The 21398-nt window shown below is 38.6% G+C and carries 17 protein-coding genes; 7 read left to right on the forward strand and 10 right to left on the reverse strand.

The features are described 5' to 3' along the window. The first annotated feature begins 24 nt into the window (after positions 1-24). Positions 25-735 carry a DUF6445 family protein gene (locus ACFI4Z_RS01955; RefSeq protein ID WP_462669104.1) on the forward strand — a complete coding sequence of 237 codons (711 nt, stop codon included), beginning with the start codon at positions 25-27 and terminating at the stop codon, positions 733-735. A 55-nt stretch (positions 736-790) separates the two neighbouring features. On the opposite strand, the gene ACFI4Z_RS01960 is transcribed toward ACFI4Z_RS01955, so the two are convergent. The 5 genes from ACFI4Z_RS01960 to pgi form a co-directional block, all read right to left on the reverse strand. Next, complete coding sequence (locus ACFI4Z_RS01960; RefSeq protein WP_462669105.1) at positions 791-2311, reverse strand: tryptophan halogenase family protein; 1521 nt, start codon at positions 2309-2311, stop codon at positions 791-793. A 75-nt stretch (positions 2312-2386) separates the two neighbouring features. Next, on the reverse strand, positions 2387-4984 hold the full coding sequence (locus ACFI4Z_RS01965) for a TonB-dependent receptor (RefSeq protein ID WP_152996154.1): 2598 nt from the start codon (positions 4982-4984) through the stop codon (positions 2387-2389). 911 nt (positions 4985-5895) lie between these two features. Next, positions 5896-6606: a 6-phosphogluconolactonase gene (pgl, locus tag ACFI4Z_RS01970; RefSeq protein ID WP_462669106.1), complete on the reverse strand. Its 711-nt coding sequence runs from the start codon at positions 6604-6606 to the stop codon at positions 5896-5898. 2 nt (positions 6607-6608) lie between these two features. Then, positions 6609-8081, reverse strand: coding sequence for a glucose-6-phosphate dehydrogenase (gene zwf / locus ACFI4Z_RS01975; RefSeq protein WP_462669107.1), 1473 nt, complete (start codon positions 8079-8081; stop codon positions 6609-6611). A 259-nt stretch (positions 8082-8340) separates the two neighbouring features. Then, positions 8341-9984 (reverse strand): glucose-6-phosphate isomerase, encoded by a 1644-nt coding sequence (pgi, locus tag ACFI4Z_RS01980; protein WP_462669108.1) that lies wholly within the window; start codon positions 9982-9984, stop codon positions 8341-8343. 352 nt (positions 9985-10336) lie between these two features. Here pgi and ACFI4Z_RS01985 point away from each other — a divergent pair, with 352 nt between their 5' ends. Continuing rightward, positions 10337-11365: a LacI family DNA-binding transcriptional regulator gene (locus ACFI4Z_RS01985; protein WP_462669109.1), complete on the forward strand. Its 1029-nt coding sequence runs from the start codon at positions 10337-10339 to the stop codon at positions 11363-11365. Positions 11366-11434: 69 nt separating this feature from the next. Here the strand turns inward: ACFI4Z_RS01985 and ACFI4Z_RS01990 are convergent, their stop codons facing one another. From ACFI4Z_RS01990 to ACFI4Z_RS02000, 3 genes are all read right to left on the reverse strand, one after another. Then, complete coding sequence (locus tag ACFI4Z_RS01990; RefSeq protein ID WP_462669110.1) at positions 11435-13690, reverse strand: aminotransferase class V-fold PLP-dependent enzyme; 2256 nt, start codon at positions 13688-13690, stop codon at positions 11435-11437. Positions 13691-13814: 124 nt separating this feature from the next. Then, positions 13815-14891, reverse strand: coding sequence for an AI-2E family transporter (locus ACFI4Z_RS01995; protein ID WP_462669111.1), 1077 nt, complete (start codon positions 14889-14891; stop codon positions 13815-13817). After that, positions 14884-15102: a sulfurtransferase TusA family protein gene (locus tag ACFI4Z_RS02000; protein ID WP_462669112.1), complete on the reverse strand. Its 219-nt coding sequence runs from the start codon at positions 15100-15102 to the stop codon at positions 14884-14886. Before ACFI4Z_RS02000 ends, ACFI4Z_RS01995 begins: the two co-directional genes overlap by 8 nt. A gap of 143 nt (positions 15103-15245) precedes the next feature. Here ACFI4Z_RS02000 and ACFI4Z_RS02005 point away from each other — a divergent pair, with 143 nt between their 5' ends. From ACFI4Z_RS02005 to ACFI4Z_RS02025, 5 genes are read left to right on the forward strand one after another with little or no spacing between them, the layout of a single operon-like run. Then, a complete protein-coding gene (locus ACFI4Z_RS02005) occupies positions 15246-15911 on the forward strand; it encodes a hypothetical protein (protein WP_462669113.1) in 666 nt (221 codons plus the stop codon). Position 15912: 1 nt separating this feature from the next. Further along, positions 15913-17373 carry a beta-barrel assembly-enhancing protease gene (gene bepA / locus ACFI4Z_RS02010; protein ID WP_462669114.1) on the forward strand — a complete coding sequence of 487 codons (1461 nt, stop codon included), beginning with the start codon at positions 15913-15915 and terminating at the stop codon, positions 17371-17373. A gap of 54 nt (positions 17374-17427) precedes the next feature. Further along, positions 17428-17775 (forward strand): arsenate reductase (glutaredoxin), encoded by a 348-nt coding sequence (gene arsC / locus ACFI4Z_RS02015; protein WP_462669115.1) that lies wholly within the window; start codon positions 17428-17430, stop codon positions 17773-17775. After that, complete coding sequence (wrbA, locus tag ACFI4Z_RS02020) at positions 17775-18329, forward strand: NAD(P)H:quinone oxidoreductase (protein ID WP_099295896.1); 555 nt, start codon at positions 17775-17777, stop codon at positions 18327-18329. Before arsC ends, wrbA begins: the two co-directional genes overlap by 1 nt. Continuing rightward, on the forward strand, positions 18326-18781 hold the full coding sequence (locus ACFI4Z_RS02025) for a DUF2069 domain-containing protein (protein WP_135474095.1): 456 nt from the start codon (positions 18326-18328) through the stop codon (positions 18779-18781). Before wrbA ends, ACFI4Z_RS02025 begins: the two co-directional genes overlap by 4 nt. A gap of 56 nt (positions 18782-18837) precedes the next feature. Here the strand turns inward: ACFI4Z_RS02025 and ACFI4Z_RS02030 are convergent, their stop codons facing one another. Continuing rightward, positions 18838-20175 carry an ankyrin repeat domain-containing protein gene (locus tag ACFI4Z_RS02030; RefSeq protein WP_462669116.1) on the reverse strand — a complete coding sequence of 446 codons (1338 nt, stop codon included), beginning with the start codon at positions 20173-20175 and terminating at the stop codon, positions 18838-18840. 512 nt (positions 20176-20687) lie between these two features. Further along, a complete protein-coding gene (locus ACFI4Z_RS02035) occupies positions 20688-21281 on the reverse strand; it encodes an MlaC/ttg2D family ABC transporter substrate-binding protein (RefSeq protein ID WP_462669358.1) in 594 nt (197 codons plus the stop codon). Positions 21282-21398: the final 117 nt, after the last annotated feature.

Genomic DNA, 21398 nt, shown 5'->3' on the forward strand with positions numbered 1-21398 from the left:
TAGGATTAAATAAGCTTGGAAAATATGGAAAATTACGCGTTAAACCCACACTATAAAATTGATGTCATTCATATTGAAAGCATTGGCGAAGACATTATTATCATTGATAATTTCTTGAAAAGTATTGACCCTGTAATTCATTTTGCTAATCACTTTGCTTATTTAGAACCCATCGGAAGCGACGGTACTTTATTTCCTGGTAAAAGAGATACAATGCCGAAACCTTATTATCGCGTTTTTGAGCAGCTATTTGCCACGTTGAATGACAAAGGCGTGTTCAAAGGTAAACAAAATCTCTATTTACATAGGTGTAAGTTATCACTGGTTACTCAAAAATCGGGGGATTTAAATATTCTTCAACGCATCCCCCACATTGACTCAACTGATGATAATACCTACGCAGCAGTTCATTATATAAAAGGAAAGGAATCTAACGGCACTGCTATATATCGTTATAAGCCAAAGAACTTAGTTAAAATAACAGATGAAAATCAGCATGCCTTTCTAGAGTTAATTGAAGAGACGAAAAAGCATGAATCGCAACACTCTGGGTATTTAAATAGTGATACATCATTATTTGAGCAGGTTGTTAGTATTGAAGCAAAAGAGAATCGAATCGTTTTATATAAAAGTAATTTATTACACTGTGCGAGTTTAGATAATAATGTCGATTACACAGCAGATATAAAACATGGTCGCCTATCTATTTCAAGCTTCTTTCGGCTAATTGAGTAAACGACCAAACCACATAATCTATCGCTATAGTATACGAGGAGCAAGCAACGCTATATCAGAGCTTTTGTAAGCCAAACTTAGCTATTTTGTTTATAAGCCCTCGATGAGAAGGTAATTCGATTAGTAACTGTTCGACGCGACGCTTTTTTAAATCAACTTGCTGCTCAGCCAATAAACTGGCTTGTTCAGATAATTGTTCTTTCTTTGGCAAATAATTCATACCAAAAAGCACATAAAGGTAATTTTCTAAGTCAAACAAATCAAACTTACTATCAAAATCCTCTCTTATAGGTGAAAAGCTTTGCCATTTTAACACGTTGTTTTTTAACTTCTCAGACAAGGTTGAAGGTTGCTTGTTATCCACCCAGAATAATGAATCATCTCGATCAGATATAAAGTAGTGCAACTTAATAAAGTCGAATGTACTATCCCACACATACTCTACTTGTTTATTAAAATCGGTTGCAATTATATCAATATCCTCTTTATTTCGAGGAAAACGCTTAGATAACAGATTCCCTGAGAAATCGGTTATTAGAATAGCGGTTGCTTCTAATGGCTCCACAAACCCTTGTGATAAACCAATAGCGACACAGTTTTTATGCCAAAACTTTTCTCTGCGACCTACTTTTATTGGTATTTTTCGAGGCTTTAAATGCGTAAACTTATTACCTAGGTAATGATGCAATTTCTTTTTCGCTTGCTCTTCACTCATGTGCTTTGAAGAATAAACAAAACCAACACCTCGGCGCTCTGTTAATGCAATATCCCAAATCCAGCCTGCTTGATGGGCCGTTGCTATTGTATATGGCGGAATCTCATCATCTACAGATGTAGGTACTTGCAACGTTATCGCTGTGTCTGTTAACAATTCATTTGAACGATCTATAAAGTCAATATTTAGCTTTTCGCCTAAAATAGCAGCACTAAAGCCTGAACAGTCAATAATAAAATCGAAACTTAATTCATTTTTTTCATTATCAATCAAGTGTGTGACAAAACCATCTTGATCACAATTAACATCTATAATTTCTGCATACAGATGCTGAATAGCAAACGTTTTTTGGGCATGATTCATTAAGAAACTAGCAAACTTTTTTGCATCAAAATGATAAGCATAACCGTTAATACCTACAAATTCTGGCGTTGAAATTGACTTCGGCGCACGCATTTTTTCACAGCATATTGCTTGCTTAGAGACATTATCGGCATACTGTTGATGCTTATCACTGCTTAACCATTGATCTGTTAACTCTTCCCCAAATATATGTGGGTGATCAAATAAGTGGTGATAAAAGTTTTCACCGTGCTTGTGTTTGTCTAGCCAATTAACAAATTTAATTGACTGTTTAAAGGTAACATCACATTCACGTATAAAGTCTGTTTCACTAATTCCAAACTTTTGTAATGAATTACGAATCGAAGGAACTGTTCCCTCACCAACACCTATCGAGGGTATACTTGGTGATTCAACTAGCGTAATTTCAATATCAGTACCGAGTAAGGATTGGCCTAAATGATTGGCCGTAAGCCATCCCGCAGTTCCTCCTCCTACTATCGCTATCTTTTTTATCATATTAAAATCCTTAATTCTCTAACTCATAAAAAAGCCCAGATTAAACTGGGCTTTTAGTTAACTTTCTAATCTAAATTAGAAGCGTAAAGCAATACCAACTCGGTAGCGCGCTTCACCTTCAAAGCTCCATGCAGGGTAGCCATTACGTAACTCAGGCTTAACTTCTGCATCACCAGTAGCTGTACCAACTTGGATGCTATCTTCTTCTGTGATGTTAACAGCTTCAAATGTTAGATCTAAGTAGTCTGTAACAGAATAGTTAGCAGTTAAATCAAGCGTACCATAGTCTTGGTGCTCACGGTTACCGTAGAAGAAAGGTGCTTCTCTAACCATGTACTCTGAACGCCAGTTGTATGCTAGACGTAGACTATAATCTTCTGCTTCATAGTAACCTACAAGGTTTACAGTATGCTCTGAAGAATCTGAGAATAATTCAATACGGTCTGGGAAGTTTTCCGCAGGCGCCTCTGAGTCAACCCAAGTATAGTTGGCTTGGTAACCGAAACCGCTGTCAAAACCATCTTGGATTTGAAGTTCGATACCTTGGATTTCACCACCAGAACCTGTGCCTTTAGTTGCTACAGTCCAGTTATCAACACCCGAATCAGGGTCAACGATACCAATGCTTTGATTTAAGATTTGGTCAACTTTAGTAAACGATGAAATATCTTTGATGAAATATGTAGCACTAACCATACCGTCGCCATCAAAGTAGTATTCCACACCTAGATCTGATTGCGTTGCTTTAAATGGCTCAAGACCAATGTTACCTGTTGATATGACTTCGTTACCAATAGTACCGTCTTGATACCCTGAAAGTGAAGAAGCTGCGAACATATCACTGTAGTTAGCACGAGATATAACTTGTGCTGCTGAGAAACGTAAAATTACATCTTCAGCCAAATCAAAAGCAACGTTTAAGCTAGGAAGTACTTCACTATAATCTGCTTTTTCAGTGCTTAAGTTGTTACCGTAGTTACCACTTGCGTCTAAAGCATAGTATTCAGACTCTGCATCTGTTGATACATAACGAATACCAAAGTTACCACGGATGCCATCAGCTGAAAAATCTGCCATTGCATATAGAGCGATATTTTCTTCTTGGATTGTACCATAGCCTGACTTATAACCAATTGATGTATTATCAAAGCTTGTAATTGCGGCATAACCATCACTTACCATTTGGTCAAGTTTAGGTTCTGGTAACGTATATCCTGCACCTGAAGACACTGTACCTGAATAGTAATGAGATGCATCATAAGCAGCAATCGAATCTACAACATTAGCTGTGTATGTTTCTTGCGTTACTTCATGATCCGCCCAACGGAAACCTGTTTTAATTGAGGTGATTGCACCAAAATCGACAGGGAAAGTGAAATCAACCTGTGCGTATGATTCTTCATCTGTATTTGGTTGCTTCTTAAGAGCCCAACCTGCTGAAGAAAGCTGACCTTGGAAATCATCAGGACCGAATGATTTATTTGCAACGTCGATATTGATCACATCGCCAGTTGCGTCATATGTGCCTGCATAATCACTTGGTGTGCCAAGCCAGAAACCATAGTTAGCTGTTAAATCCGTACCACCGTCTGACTGTGTATTACCGAAGCGACCTTCAACTTCAAAATTTTCACCAGCATATTTAAAGTCAAAATCAACAGTTTCTGATGTCATTGAACCAGCACGAGCCCAAGTTTGTGCCCAACCTGGATTAGCTCCATTACCCGAGCGGCGGTAGAAAGTACATGTACCATCTACATTTACTTGCTCACATGATGCTTCTTTGTCATCTGGGAACATTACAAATAATGATGTGTTTGCATTATCAGCTGATAAATCTAAGCTCATGATGTTAAGACCAAGAACTAAATCATCAGTTGGTGCATATTGGAATGATGCATTAATTGCTGTGCGTTCACGCTGTTGTTGGAATGTTGAAGGAACAATGTCACCCCAGCCAACCAAAGATTCAATACCGTTACGTTGGTAATTAGTTTCTGAGAAGGCTGCAGAAACTAGCGCACCGAACGTTTCGTCTTCGTTCTTCCAGCTGTATAAACCAGAAATTTCTGGGTCAGCTTGCTCTGAAATCGAACCGTAATCTGCTTTAACGCTTCCAAAAAAAGTGTTTGCATCTAAATCTAATGCTTTACGAGTATTAACAATTACTGTACCACCGATACCGCCTTCAACAATATCCGCTTGTGAAGATTTGTATACTTCGATACCGCCAACCATTTCAGGCGGAAGCAATGTATAGTTAAAGCTGCGGTCGATATTTTGTTGGTCGTACCAACCAGTTGAAGCAACTGAGTGACCATTAAGTAATGTGCGAGTTAGTTGTGCTGATGCACCACGGATAGATACCTGTTGGCCTTGGCCAAACGCTCTATTAACTGCAACACCTGAAATACGACCTAACGCTTCACCTACATCACTGTCTGGAAATTTACCTACATCTTCCGAAGATAAAGCATCAACCACTGAATTTGCAAAACGTTTAGTATTCAAAGACGCTTCTAAAGAACGGCGGATACCGCGTACTTCAATTACTTCAACATCTTCTTGAACTTGAGTTTCTTGCGCTGCGAATGCAGCACCAGTGAATCCGGCACTCATTACAAGACCGATATTTACTGCTAATAAGCTTTTTTTAAAATTTTTAGCTAACACAGGATTCCCCTTGAATCATTTTGTTGGTTTTTTATTTATCACTTCTGCCCAGTGATGATGACAGCGTTGTCATCTAGTAACAAACCATACACCCTAAATTACATTTGTGCTACATTTTTTAGCTAATTTCTGTACGAAAAAAACTCATAAAAAAGCAACTTATTGATTTAAGGTGAAATTAAAAGTGTAAATGAATAGTTTGTTACATTTTAACGGCGCAAATATACCATGATTTAATATCAAAAGAGAAAGAAGGCATACCTAATAAAGGTAAAAAAGGCAGTAAAACCACAACAACTTGTAAACTTATCGTTCCACTTAAGCATTTTAAAGAGCAAAAGCTCTATAAAATAACATTGGCTGTAAAACAGATAATGATTTGTTATTGGGCAAATAAAACAATCAAGGGGGTAGTAAATAATTATCAATATCAATGACAGCGTTGTCATTTAAAATTATAAAGGCCTCATCACCACATGTCTACCTTTATTTAATGCTCATAGTAACCCTTTAATTAAAAGCCTAATATCTAAACAAAACTATATACCTCAGCCACCCAAAATACAGAGTTCACCATTTTAAAAGGATTTTAATATCAAGACGTTACTTTGCAACAGTGGCAATCCCTTTTTACGGGTAACAATCATTATAGTAAGTAACAGTTAAACGCCCAACAACACTCACATCTTGAGATGATTTGGGTATATGCAAATCTGTCAGCATCAATATTCAACATGCTATTGAGAGGAGGTTATGAAAAGTAAAGAAATTGCCTGACGTTTTAGAGAAGATGGTTTTTATATTTAATATTAAGAATTAGTTGATCTATTAACCAGATAAATTAAGTAAACCAGTGTAGAAATTAAAATGCAGACTAAATGTCTGCATTTCTAATACTAGGTACTGTTATGTTAAGGAGCCCAATAAACTTCTATGTTTATCGTTGGGTGATTGAGAACGGCTCGAAGTGGCATATCGTTAACCTCTCCGCCTGCTTTTGCAGATTTGTAAACAGCTAATTTTTCTTCACCACTAATAAGTAACTTAACAACTTTAGACTGCGCAATAGCAGACAAGGTTAAAGTCATTCGTTCCGTAATGCTTCCTGTTACATCACTTTCAATAGCATTAATCGCGCAAACCAATTGCGATGTGGTTAAACCGAACTCTAGACCGTTGGCATGTGGAAACAGCGAAGCTGTGTGGCCATCAGGACCCATACCTAAAATTGTTACATCAAAAGTTTGCTTGAGTTGTTGATACGCTTTTTCACATTCTTCACTACCCTGCTCTGCCGTTTCTGCGTCATTTTTCATGGTAATAAAGTTAGCGGCTGCGCCGTGATGTTGCAATAAAGTACTTTTTATAAATGCTTCATTACTTTTGTCGTGACTTGCATCGACCCAACGCTCATCAACCATAGCTACATCGATATTTTTCCAATCTAGCTCTAGGTTTGAAAGGTGCTTGTAAGCTGGTGCCGGTGATGAACCACCTGAAACCATCAGTACAGCGCGACCGTCTTGCTCAATGCCAGAAACTAAATTTTTCTCTAGACTAGCAGAGAGTTCAGCAGTTAGTGCTTCTTTTGAATCAAAAAATTTCTCAGTAATATGTGCCATACTTATCCCTTTTCGCCGGTGTTAAACCATACATGATTTTTTTCAGCAAGAAGATCATCCGCATCTTCCGGGCCCCAACTGCCAGCGCGGTATAATGCAGGCTTACCTTTCTCTTGCCAGCGTTCGATAATTGGATCAATCCACTTCCACGCTTGGCGAACTTCATCACGATGTATAAATAGTGATGGATTATTTGCCGCTGCATCAAGCATTAAGCGCTTGTAAGCATCAGAATGGAATCCATTACTATAGGCCTCTGATAACTCAATATTCATTGTGACAGGTTCAAGCTGCATCTCTAAGTTATCAAGACGTTTAGACATTAAAGTAAGTTGTATTGTCTCTTCTGGTTGAAGCCTTATTACAAGGCGATTTGGCTCTATTTTACCTACATTATCACCGTAAACATTGTGCGATACTTTTTTGTACTCAACAACAATCTCAGCACATCGTTTAGCCATGCGCTTACCTGTACGTAAATAAAATGGAACACCCGCCCAGCGCCAATTATCAATATGAGCACGAATAGCCACAAATGTTTCTGTTTTGCTGGCGCCTTCATTCAACTCTTCTAAGTAACCAGGTACAATTTTACCGTCTAAATCACCTGGTACATATTGACCACGAATAATATTGTTATCAACATCGCCATCGACCAATGGGCGTAAAGACTCCAATACTTTTAACTTCTCAGTACGAATACTATTGGCATTTAGCTTATTAGGAGACTCCATTGCAACAAGGCAAAGTAGTTGCAATAGATGGTTTTGTACCATGTCACGTAATGCACCGGCTTTGTCGTAAAACCCTGCACGGCTCTCAAGACCAACCGTTTCTGATAAGCTAATTTGAATGTTATCAATTGATTTAGCATCCCACATATTTTCAAACAATGAGTTTGAAAAACGCAGTGCCATTAAGTTTTGAACTGTTTCTTTACCTAAATAATGGTCAATACGGAATATTTGATCTTCTGTAAAGTACTCAGCAATTTTTGCATTGATTTCTTCTGCTGACTGGCCACAGTAGCCAATGGGTTTTTCAACCACTACACGAGATGTCGGGGTGATAAGACCTTTGACAGACAATATTTCACAGCAACTTCCGTAAACAGCAGGTGGTAATGACAAGTAGAAAACACGTGATTTTTCTGAAGAATCTCGATCGAGAATATCTTTTAATTTATCCCAGTCGCTATCCGCTTCAGTTACATTGGTAACAACCGGAACTAAAAAAGCAGAAAATGCTTTCCAATCTTTGCTGTTAAACTCACCTTTACTAAGAAACTGTTTTAACGCTTCATGCGCGGTTTCGGTGTATTCTGCACGTTTACTTTCTTCGCGAACGGTCGGCAATATACGCGAACCTTCTGGTAGATTCCCTTCTTGATATGCGCGATACATTGCTGGAAGTAATTTGCGTAAAGCAAGATCACCACCGCCCCCAAAAATAACAATATCAAAAGGATTTAGCATAATTAACTCTCTACGTTAGCATTGCCCAGTTGTCGACTGCTTTTATTGCAGTTCAGGCATACGTTTGTTGTTTAAAGTGATATCAGCTTTTCGCATCGAGAAAAAGCCTGTTGAATTCGATTTATACGGCTGATTAAATGAGCCTTAGGGGCTCTGCATATCCTCTCACAAATATACAGGCCCTAAGAACTCCAGCGCTACCCGTTCAAAGGTATTTGGTTCGCAATAAGCATTTAACTAATGCCAATCGCTAAATTTGTTAAGCGCGGTGCGCTTTGTAGTAGTTCATTAAGCCTTGAGTTGAACTATCGTGGGTATGTTTAACTGTTTCATCAAGTAATTCAGCTTCTATTTTAGACGCTAACCCTTTACCTAACTCAACTCCCCATTGGTCAAAAGAGCATATTTCTAAAATAATACCTTGGCAAAATATTTTATGCTCATACAGTGCAATTAAACGCCCGACTGCTTTTGCATCAACTACATCCAAAAGAATAGAAGTAGTCGGTCTGTTACCTTTGTGTATTTTATGATTTAACAGCGTTTCAATTTCACTCTCAGATTTTCCTTTAGCCGTTAAATCTGCACGTACTTGGTTTTCATCAACACCCATCATCATTGCTTCTGTTTGAGCAAAAAAGTTGGATAGTAATATATCGTGGTGTTGTCCAACACTTACCTGCGGCTTAACTGAGGCTATAAAATCGGCAGGCACAATCACGTTACCTTGATGCAAACATTGGTAAAAAGCATGTTGGCCGTTAATGCCCGTCATTCCCCAAATAATAGGAACCGTCGTATAATTAACAGTTTCACCAGCAAAATTGACGTGTTTACCATTACTTTCCATTTCACCTTGCTGCAAATAAGCCGGTAACATGTGCAATGCTTGATCATATGGCAATATAGCTTGCGCATCATAACCAAGAAAACTCGTATTCCACACGCTCAACAATGCCATCAATAGCGGAATATTTTTTTCATTGGGCGCTGATTTAAAGTGCTCATCTACTTCAAACGCACCTGCAAGTATATCTTCAAATGCTTCAAATCCTAGGTAAAGCGCTATAGGTAATCCTATCGCACTCCATAATGAAAAACGACCGCCTACCCAATCCCACATTGTGAATACGTTTTCATTTGCAATACCAAAAGCAGCCGTTTTTTCTAAATTTGTGCTCACAGCGACAAAGTGCTTTGCAATAAATTTTTTGTCATTAGCTGAACTTAAAAACCAATCAACAGCGGTTTTAGCATTCGTCATTGTTTCTGATGTGGTAAATGTTTTGGAAGAAATAACAAACAATGTTGTTTCAGGATCAATTTGTTCTAAAACCGATGCTATTTGTACACCGTCTGCATTAGATACATAGTGAACGCTCAGGGTATCGTCGGCATAACTTTTAAGCGCTTCCGTAGCCATTTGTGGCCCTAGGTTTGAACCACCCACCCCAATACTTACTACAGACTTTACAGGTTTACCTGTGTAGCCTAGCCATTCACCTGAACGTACTTTCGCTACAAATCCTTTAATCTTTTCAAGCTCGGCGTTCACAACATTACTAACATTTTCACCATCAACAACTAGGTCACTGGCGTGTCTATTTCGAAGCGCGGTATGAAGCACAGCTCTATTTTCTGTGAAATTAATTTTTTCACCTGAAAACATTTTATCGCGCCATGCAGCAACATCACAATCGTCGGCAAGCTTTAGTAATTGGTTTAGTATTTTTTCATCAATAAGTTGCTTAGAGTAATCAAATAATATGCCAGGGGTTTGAGTCGAGAAAAGCTCGAATCGACTGCTATTATTGGCAAATAGATCTTTAAGGTGAACTTCTTTCATCTTATCAGCACTAATATTCAGTGCTTGCCAGCTAGCCAGTTGTGAACGACAACTCATTTTTAAAATCCCCTAATAAACTTGCAACAAACTGATTTATAACTATCTTTATAGAAATATAGTTAAGCGATAGTCTAATAACATACAAACAAAGTTAACGATAAGTTAAAATGACAACGCTGTCAATGTTCTAATTTTATATTTTACATTCGGGATAATAGCTTAATTTTACTCGTTTGACACCGGTATCATAAAAATTTTATCAATTATTTTACTGCTAATTTTACTTTACATTAGCTACACTAGTCGGCTTGATGAAGATTTTAAAAATTCATCGGTTCGATTTATAACAAATGTCGACGCTTGATAAACGTATAAACAACTCGATAATAACAACCTAATAAGTAACTGTATGAAAGTAACCATAAATGATGTAGCTAAGCTTGCTGGCGTTTCAATGAAAACGGTTTCGCGAGTGATAAATAAAGAGCCTTCCGTACGTAAAAAAACCTTTGATGTGGTTATGGAAGCAGTAAACGAATTAAATTATCAACCGAACCTTGCTGCTCGTAATCTAGCTGGAACGTCTTCATTCACTATTGGATTAGTCTATGATAATCCCAATGCTTATTATGTAATCGATATGCAAAACGGTGTGCTCTCGCGTTGCAAAGATGAAGGCTATGAACTTGTTATTCATCCATGCAGTTATTCTGAAGCGAATATGGAGCATGATTTTAAAACAATGATCAAGCGCTCTAGGCTTGCAGGTTTAGTGTTAACCCCTCCTCTATCCGAGCAAAGCAGCATTACTAATTTATTAGATGAATTAAACATCCATTATGTTCGTGTTTTATCTGGTCGCCCAAGTGAAGAGGACCAAGATACCTGTATTTATGTTAACGATTTTAAAGCCGCCTATGAGATAACAACGCACCTGCTAAAGCATGGCCACAAAAACATTGGATTTATCTGCGGTGATAAAGAACATAAATCGACAAGTGAACGATTAGAAGGTTATAAAGCCGCGCTGGCAGATCATAATACTCAAACGAACGATGCGTTTATTTATGATGGTAAATATTCATTCGAATCAGGTGTTGAAGGTGCACAAGCGTTACTAGCTGATGACAATAAATTAGCTATCACAGCTATTTTAGGCGGTAACGATGAAATGGCCGCGGGTGCGCTTTTCGCCTCGCGTTTAATGGGAATAAAAATACCCGAACAGCTCTCAATCACTGGTTTCGAGAATTCTCCTTTCTCACGCCAAACATGGCCTAAACTGACAACTGCACATCAAGAAAACGATGTAATCTCTCAACATGCTGCACGTTTGTTATTTACCAAAACAAGAGGGGCTAGAAATCAAGATAAAGATATTATCACTTCATTCACTCCCTCAATTGTCGTAAGAGATAGTTCAGGACCAAAACTGTAAGGTAAGCAAGAAGGCGCACATGTTAGCGCCTTTTTTATTGGGCAATTCCATAGTTCGGTTAATATACGGCTAAAGTAACGCTAAGCCGCCTTTAAGATTGTACACATTTTTAAAACCAATATGTGCCAAATTATTCGCAGCTTGTTTTGAGCGATTACCACTGCGGCACAATAAAATATAACGATGTGCCTTTTCTAACTGTCCAGCCACTAAAGCATGCGCCATTCGACTCAGTGGTATATTAATAATCTGTCCTTTATTCAAATTGAATGTATTGTGTAGATCATTAGCACCGTGCTCGTAAGGCTCTCTGGTGTCTATCAGAAATGTATTCTCTTCGCTCAACATTGCTTTGGCTTTCGTTACATCAACTTGCATTAAAGCAGGCTCATCAAGCGTTGCAGCAAATCCACACAAACTTGCCGAATGAGTGATTATGCTAGCGTCATTCTCTTGTTTGGTTTTAACAAATTCAGCATCAGACATTGCACCCGACAATAAGGCACTTAACAATGGAGTTTGTTGAATTTGTGCATGCCAGTTAATAGCAAAACACTGCTGGTAGTCATGGCCGGAGCAGATCACGGTTTCATTTTGCACGATCTGATTTAGCTGACGCAACGAGTTAGCCATTTCATCTGCATCCCCCCCTGCTAATAACGTACTACCAAGCCCGGCTGGCAGTAGTAAATCGCCACAGAAACAATATAAAATTTGGCCTGATTTTTTGCTTCGTATTAAATAACTCATACTATCTTTACTATGGCCAGGGGTTTTAATGCGTTCCAAATTAATATGGGTTAAGTCAAGTACCTCTTTATCATCAGGCCAACCCAATTTATCCGTTTTAATATCACTTAAAGCAGTGGAGAAAGCACTTTCATAAAGTGATCTTGCTGAAATACGATCTTGGTGATCATGCGTATCCAATATAGCCACTATGTTTAATGATTGCGTGTTAACTATTTTTTCAAGTCGAGGAAGCATTTCAGCAATCGGATCGATAAGAATGGCCTCTTTACTGTCACTTACATAAAGCCAACTACAGGCACCTTGATGCCTATACTGAGTTAACCCTAAAGCACATGTTTCTTGTTGAGGCGACAATGCATCAGATACAACTAAACAGTTGGCTTGTAAAATAGGCTTTAATGCGCGAATTCGCTCACATGCCAAATCAACTTCTAAAGCTGACATGGCAGGACCAAATGATAAACGTAAAGCATTTTCGCTTTGCCAATCTGATGCTCCCATAGCATCAAGTACAAAGCTTCTATTCGCGCCAGAACTACATGCTGAGCCTCCACTTATACGTATACCTGCCGCATCAAATAAATCCATCACCTCTTTGCTACTTAACTCATCCACAGAAAAGTTCAGTGTTGTCGGCACACTGTTGTCAAACCGATGATTAAACGTAATTTTTCCAAATGTATGTGTCAAAGCAGCATATAATTTATCACGGTACTCGTTCAGTACGCTTATAGGCTTAAATGTAGTGTCCGTTTCATCGAGCAATAAACTAAACAGTTTATTTAATCCCGCTATTCCGGGTAAGTTTTCTGTCCCTGAGCGCATACCACTTTCTTGTCCACCTCCAGCAATAAATGGAGTGTATTCACGTCCTTGACGAATATAGAGTAGGCCAATCCCCTTTGGTGCATACAATTTATGACCTGAAAATGGCGCATAATCAATCGTTGTGTCGCTCAAAGCAAGATTTGTCTTTCCAAGCGCTTGAACGCAATCAACCATCCACGCGACATCAGTATTATGCGCTCGAATAGCCTTTTCAATAGCAGCTAAATCTTGATAAACACCGGTTTCATTATTAACCGCCATAGTACAAATCATTAAAGCATTTTTGGCATGCTGTGTAATAAAGTCTAAATCAAGGGTTCCGTCATTTAACACTGGGATCGCTAACACATCTGCATGAATCCCCAGAACTTCGTTCCAATGAATTAATGTATTGGGCACTGCTTTGTGCTCGGTTGCACCATATAACAGTACAGGCTTTTTAATTGAGTGGTCTTTAGCTGCAATTAGTGTTGACACAACAGCAGTTTGAATACCTTCTGTGGCACCTGATGTAAATAATATATCACCACATTGTGCCCCTATTACTGTTCTTGCTTGTGCCCGTGTTTGCTCTAATAAGTGTTTTGCCTGAATTCCGGTTATATGTGAAGAAGACGGATTACCAAAGCAAGTTTGCATGGTGTGTAAAACAACGTCAGCAATACAAGGTAAAACGGGAGTAGTTGCATTTGCATCGAGATAAATTTGCGCGGTTAGATCTGCACAAGGGACATGTTCGGACATTAAAAACGCACCATATTACTAAAAGATATATCTTATAACACATTCTACATAAATTTTATGGCTGGTGTAATAATCAATTCATCTCTATGGTGCGTTATCTATTCTATTTAAGACTAAAGGCTGCTCACCCCTGCGGCTCGACTAGTTGCTCTTCTTGCTTCGTGGACCACGCATTGATAAGCGCTTTGACCAAAGAAGCTAGCGGAATGGCGAAAAACACTCCCCAAAACCCCCAAAGCCCACCAAAAAACAACACAGCAACAATGATGAAAACGGGGTTTAAATCTACCGCTTCTGAAAACAATAAAGGTACTAAAACATTACCATCAAGCGCTTGAATAATGCCGTAAACGATTAGTATCGTCCAAAATTGCGTTTCTACACCAAACTGAAACAGTGCAACGGCAGCAACCGGAATAGTCACCAACGCAGCACCAACAAATGGAATTAGTACAGAAAAGCCAACTAATACCCCTAATAAAGCAGCATAACGTAAGTCTAAAATAGTAAAAGCAATGAAGGATACTGAACCCACTATCAAAATCTCAAACACTTTACCACGAATGTAGTTCATGATTTGCTGATTCATTTCATGCCAAACTTGTAAAATTAAACGGCGCTGTTTGGGTACTAGCTTTGCAACACTTTGCGTTAGTTCAAGCTTGTCTTTTAGCATAAAAAAAACTAATAAAGGCACAAGGATCAAGTAGATCAACCACGCTGCGACATCTTTAAGCGACGTCAAAGATGCAGATAAAGCAATTTGACCAAATTCAATGACTTTACTTTCTACACTCATTACCACCGACTGAACTTGCTCAGCAGTTATCAAACTAGGGTATTGATCCGGTAAATGTAATAAAAAATACTTTCCTTTTTCAATCATATGAGGTGATTCTTGAAGCAAGTTACTGGCTTGCTGCCAAAGCACTGGGCCCATTCCCACAATTAAAGTAAGCAATAACCCTGTAAAGGCTAACATAACAAAAATAGTTGCCGTGAATCGCCTTAATCCAAGCCGCTCTAAATGTGCAACTGGCCAATCAAGGAGATAAGCAATGACTAAAGCAACCAAAACAGGAACAATCAATGAACCAAAGAAATAAAATAGCGCCATTAATGCGACTAATAAAAATAACAAGGTAACCGAGTGAGGGTCTGAAAACTTTCTTTCGTACCATGCTTTTACATATTCAAACACGATGTGGCTCCACCATTAACAGCCCGAGCTGTTTTTGTAATTGGTAATGATATTTATGCTTTTGCAAAAAACGTTCAATATCAGATGTTGATTGCTCTAGCGTTAACGTAAACTTAATTGGCTGTTGATTAAAGTTTGCCTGTTTTAAACCCAACTTGAAACGAATAAACTGTTGTGGGCATTTATATGCGCGCAAATCTTGTTCTAACATAACTTCTCACTGTACAAAAATAAGCTCAGAACGCGAATATCTCTCACTTACATAATTACATTTTAAATCAACTGCATTTTTTTCTTAAAACCCTCTGCACAATGGTTTATCCTTAATAAATATATTGTAGTAAGGAAAGCCCAATGTCAGGCACGAATAATAAAGCGCTACTACCAAGTAATCCAACATTAAAAGATATCAATTGGTATAAAAAACAAATAAATTGGGGAGAGCTGCCGCCTTTTTATCATTTAGTAGCCTCTTCAGTGAGTGAGTCTGAGGGCATATTAGAACATGGTTTTGATAACGCCGTTAAGCGTTTAATTGATAAGCGTAACTGGAACCTCGATTTACTCGGCGGTCATGAAGACTCACTGGGTGAAATTCATTGCGAAAATAAACCCCGTATAGCACTGCACCAAATCTTTACAGACAGAGGGTTTGAGTTATGGGCGTTACCTTATGCCAAAGATGTCACGATTGACCAATATATTAAAGATAATCGTTTCATGGAATTTAAAGTATGGGACCCTGTTACTATGCGTAACTTAATTCGCATAAACCAGTTACATAAATTCATTGGCTTCTACTTTGAGCGCGGAGATACTGCCGACAAAGCCTTAATTCTTCATGCACACAAGACGGTGCATAAAATTGTCAATTTTTTACAAAGAGAATTGAACGTTGTAAAGCTTGATGGAGTCACAATAAAAGATTTCTACCAATTATGTGAAAAAGATAGCCGCGCCTGCAGCGATGAAATTGACATAGCAAGAATAATGCTCGGCGATACAACCAGCAAGGAATAAAATGCGAATAAAATTAGCCTTTATCACTGTATTCAGCGCACTTATAACTTTTAGTGTGTTGCACAGTGGGCCATTAAAGGCACAAACTAACTTTAAACTCCCTGATTTAGGCACTTCAGCATTACAAGCTTTACCACTTGAAAAAGAGCAAGCAATTGGTGAAGTAATGATGATGCAAATCCGTGGTTCATCTCCTGTTGTTAGTGATCCGGTGCTTGATGAATATTTATCAACGTTAGGAAGGAAGTTAGTAGCAAACGCAAGCGATGTTAGATTTCCGTTTTCATTTTTTTGGATTAACAATCCAGAAATAAATGCATTTGCTTTTTATGGCGGTCATGTCGGTGTGCATACAGGCCTAATGGCGCAGTCGGATAACGAAAGCCAATTTGCTTCAGTATTAGGCCATGAGATTGCTCACGTCACGCAGCGTCACTTAGCACGGCGTATTCAGCAGCAACAAGATAACAGTGCCATGACTATTGCTGGCATGGTTGCAGGTATTTTAGCAACGATTGTTGCACCTGATGCTGGTATTGCTATCTTGTCGGCTAGCCAAACTCAAGCTGCATTTAGTCAATTAACCCATAGCCGCTCGGCGGAACAAGAAGCAGACAGAATTGGTATGCAAACCCTCAATAACGCGGGGTTTGACCCTTATGCATCAAGTGAGTTTTTAACTAAGCTTGCAGCACAAATTCGTTATAAATATAAACCACCGGCATTTTTACTTACTCACCCATTACCGGAGTCAAGAGTATCTGATGTGCGTCTGCGTGCGCAACAATTCGAAAAGCGCCAATACCCACAGAGCCTCGAATTTAACCTCGCTAAAAGCCGTGTTATAGCACGCTATCACCATAAACCTGTTGATGCAGAAAACCTATTTAGAAAACTGATTAAAGAAAATACCTTCTATAATAGCACCGCACTTAAATACGGCTTAGGTATTAGTTTGTTAGACCAAAAAAAGTATGCAGAAGCGGCCACCATACTTGATGAACTAATGGCAGCTGATCCTAAAAACTTATTTTATATAGATACCCACACTGACTTATTAATAGGTCAGGGGAAAGCTAAAGATGCCGTTAACTTTTTAGAAAGCCTGCATGACAACCGACCTAATAATCAAGTTATTACCTTAAATTATGCTAATGCAGCACTGGAGGCTAAGCAATATGCTTTAGCTGAGCGTTTGCTAAAATCATTTTTACTTGAAAAACCAGAGCATAATTTAGCAAAGCAATTAATTACCGACGTTTATAAAAAGCAAGAAAACCTTGCTGCCTACCATGAAGCAAACGCTGACGTGCTTGCACAATATGGCGCTTACCTAAAAGCGGCAGATGAAGTACAAAAGGCACTAAACTTTGTTGAACCTCAAGAAGTAATAAAACAACAACGTCTTAAGGCTTTGTTAACGCAATATAGGCAAATGCAAAAAGAACTCGCGAGACTTTAAGTCTCGCGCCTCTTACCTTAAAATACCACCACTTTAAATATTTGGATTTTTACTATGGCTGTTACTATTTATCATAACCCACGCTGCTCTAAATCTCGTGAAACCCTTGCTTTGCTAGAAAAAAATTCTATTGAACCCGAAATAATTGAATATCTAAAAAACCCACTCAACACTGAGCAAATTTCCACACTAGTCAAGTTACTTGAGCTTGATTCTGCACGCGACATGATGCGTACTAAAGAAGATCTCTACAAAACCTTAGCACTCAAAGCGCAGACCAATGAAGAAGAATTAATAAAAGCAATGGCTGATAACCCTAAGCTTATTGAGCGTCCCATAGTTATTAATGGAAATAAAGCAGCGATCGGTCGCCCACCTGAAAACGTATTAAGTGTACTGTAATGCAGCCAAACATCGTTGTACTTTATCACTCCAGCCATGGCTCTGTTGCAGCCATGGCTCATGAAATTGCTGATGCTATAGAATCACAAGGTGGTGAAGCCCTATTAAGAACATTTGTAGCTAAAAACCCTGAAGATATTGTCATTGATAAAGATGAACTGATTCAGTGCGACGGTTTAGCTTTTGGTACTCCAACTCGTTTTGGCATGATGGCTTCTCAAGCAAAAGCGTTCTGGGAAACCACCAGTGATATATGGCTAAAGGGTCAATTAATAGATAAGCCAGCGTGTGTGTTTTCATCATCCAGTAGTATGCATGGGGGCAACGAAGCAACTTTGTTAAATTTATCACTGCCATTGCTGCATCACGGTATGATGCTTTTAGGTGTTCCATATGAGGTGCCTGAGCTTTTAGCAACACAATCGGGGGGGACTCCTTATGGAGCCTCCCATGTTGCTGGAGCTAGTAATAGTAACCAATTAAGTAAAGACGAAATCAAAATATGCCAAAGTGTTGGCCATAGATTAGTTAAAATTACGAGTAAACTAAAATGACAACAGAAACCGAACACCCTGTCAGCCCAGAAAAGAAAGCGATAACACTGCGCTTTCAGCGGATCGCTTTATTTGGCTACTTTGGACTTTTGATACTTATGCCTATCTGGCTTTACCTAATCGCACCGCGAGAAGGCCACAGCAATGGGTTTATTTTTGTTGTGTACATAGTGCCATTGTTATTGCCATTAAAAGGTATATTACAAGATAAGCCTTATACCTATGCGTGGGCCAACTTTATTGTCATGTTCTACTTTATCCATGGTTTTACTTTAATATGGGTTGCTCAAGAACAAATGATATGGGTGCTGCTAGAGCTATTATTCGCAAGTGCCATGTTTGTCGGTTGTACCTATTACGCCCGCTATCGTGGACAAGAATTGGGACTTAAAATACGTAAACTCAAAGATGATTTAGCTGACGAGAAAGCATCTCACGAGCAAAATCGCTAAAGTGTTTTATGAGTTAAATAAAAACCCGCTATTCAGCGGGTTTTTTGATGAGTTAGTTAAACTAAGTCACTAAGGGTTGTTAAGGCGACAATACTTGCCAAACCCAATTGTGCTATTAAGCTTATAAATGAGAAAAACCGTAATATAAATAATCCCCAAGGGTGCTTGACTGCTGGGTACAATGCACATCGCTTAAGGCTCAGCGCAAAGAAAAAGCACACCACAGATAACATGGTTAAGCCCAGTGTAAGTTCACTTTTAATAGCAAGAGATTCATCAAAAAAGAAAAATAATTGCAGTGGCAATAAAATTGTCACGAGCGCATGCAAACCATGTACTTTTTTAATGCGATCAAACTGCCCTTCGGGCGAAAGTTCTTTAATTCCAAAATCTCGCTCTAGGCATTTAACCAGTGAGGTAGCTTTGATGCTTACGGCCAAACGGTAGCAACTTAACCCATCTTTATTACGTACACGAAAATCAAAACCCGATTTTAGTAAAAGCACCATTAACGGTTCATTCTTTGCTAAAACTGCATAATGTAATGCGGTGTTACCTAATTCGTCACACTGTTTTTTATCTTGTTTATCGATTAACAGTTGAACTAAATTTACATACCCTTTCTCTACAGCCCACATGAAAGCCGTTTTCTGACTTTGATCGCTCAAAGTTCCCGTTGCCCCTTGCTCAATAAAGCGCATCGCCATTGTTTGTTTTGCGCTGCTAGAACTCAAATGAGCAAGTAATGCTTGCTCGAGTAAGTAAGCAGAATCAACATCAGGCGATACTTGCGTTAATAAAGTAAAGTAATCCTTACCGCTGGCCACTTTTTCCGCCGCTAACTTACTTAATAACTCACTATCACTGACTGAAGCTGGAATAAATTGACTAAAACGTTCTCTAAAGTCGACCTCTTTCCAAATTGCTAACGCATCCTCTGCACTAACTTTGCTACCCGCATTAAGCACATGCTCAATAACCGTAAAATAACGCTTTGAAAATAAATGACTCAGTAAAGTCAGAGGCGTATCAACTTGTGCTTGTACTGCAACACTGGCATATTGCTCTAAGCGTTGACACATAAGCAAAACAAGGCTCTCAGTGGTGTATTCATTTTCTAGGTAATAGTTTTTTGCTGCTGTGATGTAATCCTGAGCCTGCTCATCGTACTCGCTAATGTGTTGAAAAAAGCACTCTTCAAACGGTTCAAGTGGTGAAAACCAAGTAAGGTAATAAATAGGAGGTAATACTGTGGTGCAAACGCCATCATTTTCTTCTGTTGAGCGACATGTAGGCCACGCTTCTAGAGCGTCCAAAATAAATGCCCCGTTTTGCTCAATAAGTCCTTTGACTAACAACGGGTATTCTTTAGGCCAAATGAGTACATTTTCCATTAAATCAACACAACTCCAGTGTTTAAAATGCAGGGTAAAAAAGCGAGTGCATAGTTATAACAAGCGAAAACTGACACTGCGCTTAATATCAATTTTATACTTAAGCATTTATTAAAAGTCAGCTTAAATACGAAGGCTTATTCTATCATACCTTGATCACCGCGCTAGACTAAAGAGTGTGAATTTAAAAGAATATACCCAAACCACCTCAAGGTGCTAGTTTCAGTTGGAATTAAAAACGATTTAGGCAAGGCATTGATTGCAAGTAATAGTGGTTCTATTGTTAAAATCAAAAACGCAGTATAAATCGTTTTTAAACCAACCCTTTGGGCGTTTCACAGGCACTTACTCTCATCGTTGTTCCTTCTTAAAAGGGACTGCCATTGTTGCAAAGCAACGCCTTGATATTAAGCACCTGTGAAACGCTGAATTCTGCACCTTGAGGTGGCTTGGGTATAATAACGACAAGCCACTTTCGTCGCTTGTCGTTTTAGGTTGGAGACTGGTTGTATTTACTTATCACTTAACTCTGTTGTTACTTGTGCAAGTCCCACTTCAGAAATACGCTGAATAACTTCTTTTTGCTTAGCACTTAACAACGATATTCCCTCTGCAACTATGTCATAAACCTTCCAGCTACCATCTTTGGCATGGCGTAATTTAAAATGAAGGTCAATTGTTGGCGCATTTGGGTCAATTATTTGCGTTTTTACGGTAGCAAAGTCGCCATATGTTGATTTACTGTCATCTTCGAATTTAATTTCTTGCCCTGTATACTTCATCAAGGCACCTGCATATGTGGTGCTCAAATAATGTTCAACAGAATCTATAAACGCTATCGCTTGGGTGCGGTCAATATTTTTTATGTGCTTGCCTAACAATTTATAAGAAACAAACTTTACATCCATGTGCGGCATTAAGTGCTTATTCACAACTGCTTTCATCTCAGCTTGGCTTGCTGTGCCTTGGTTATTGACTTTACTTATTTCACTAAATAATTGATCACCTACCTCAGTCAATAACTGGACAGGAGAATGCATTGATTTAGCTAAAAGCGAACCACTAAATAAGATTAGTATTAATAATAAATATCGACCAAATGAAATCATTGTATGTACCCTCAAGATTAACTGAGTGTAATTTACTCTCTTTGCATGCCTTAAAAAAGAAACAAAACAGCACATTATTAATGGCGTTTTAGCACCAATTATATTAATTATTCA

The sequence above is a fragment of the Pseudoalteromonas sp. RWi3 genome (assembly GCF_054960735.1).

Coding starts and splice junctions, on each gene's coding strand:
- ACFI4Z_RS01955 (WP_462669104.1), top strand. CDS start 25: ATGGAAAATTACGCGTTAAACCCACACTATAAAATTGATGTCATTCAT.
- ACFI4Z_RS01960 (WP_462669105.1), bottom strand. CDS start 2,311: ATGATAAAAAAGATAGCGATAGTAGGAGGAGGAACTGCGGGATGGCTT.
- pgl (WP_462669106.1), bottom strand. CDS start 6,606: ATGGCACATATTACTGAGAAATTTTTTGATTCAAAAGAAGCACTAACT.
- zwf (WP_462669107.1), bottom strand. CDS start 8,081: ATGCTAAATCCTTTTGATATTGTTATTTTTGGGGGCGGTGGTGATCTT.
- pgi (WP_462669108.1), bottom strand. CDS start 9,984: ATGAGTTGTCGTTCACAACTGGCTAGCTGGCAAGCACTGAATATTAGT.
- ACFI4Z_RS01985 (WP_462669109.1), top strand. CDS start 10,337: ATGAAAGTAACCATAAATGATGTAGCTAAGCTTGCTGGCGTTTCAATG.
- ACFI4Z_RS01990 (WP_462669110.1), bottom strand. CDS start 13,690: ATGTCCGAACATGTCCCTTGTGCAGATCTAACCGCGCAAATTTATCTC.
- ACFI4Z_RS02000 (WP_462669112.1), bottom strand. CDS start 15,102: ATGTTAGAACAAGATTTGCGCGCATATAAATGCCCACAACAGTTTATT.
- ACFI4Z_RS02005 (WP_462669113.1), top strand. CDS start 15,246: ATGTCAGGCACGAATAATAAAGCGCTACTACCAAGTAATCCAACATTA.
- bepA (WP_462669114.1), top strand. CDS start 15,913: ATGCGAATAAAATTAGCCTTTATCACTGTATTCAGCGCACTTATAACT.
- arsC (WP_462669115.1), top strand. CDS start 17,428: ATGGCTGTTACTATTTATCATAACCCACGCTGCTCTAAATCTCGTGAA.
- wrbA (WP_099295896.1), top strand. CDS start 17,775: ATGCAGCCAAACATCGTTGTACTTTATCACTCCAGCCATGGCTCTGTT.
- ACFI4Z_RS02025 (WP_135474095.1), top strand. CDS start 18,326: ATGACAACAGAAACCGAACACCCTGTCAGCCCAGAAAAGAAAGCGATA.
- ACFI4Z_RS02030 (WP_462669116.1), bottom strand. CDS start 20,175: ATGGAAAATGTACTCATTTGGCCTAAAGAATACCCGTTGTTAGTCAAA.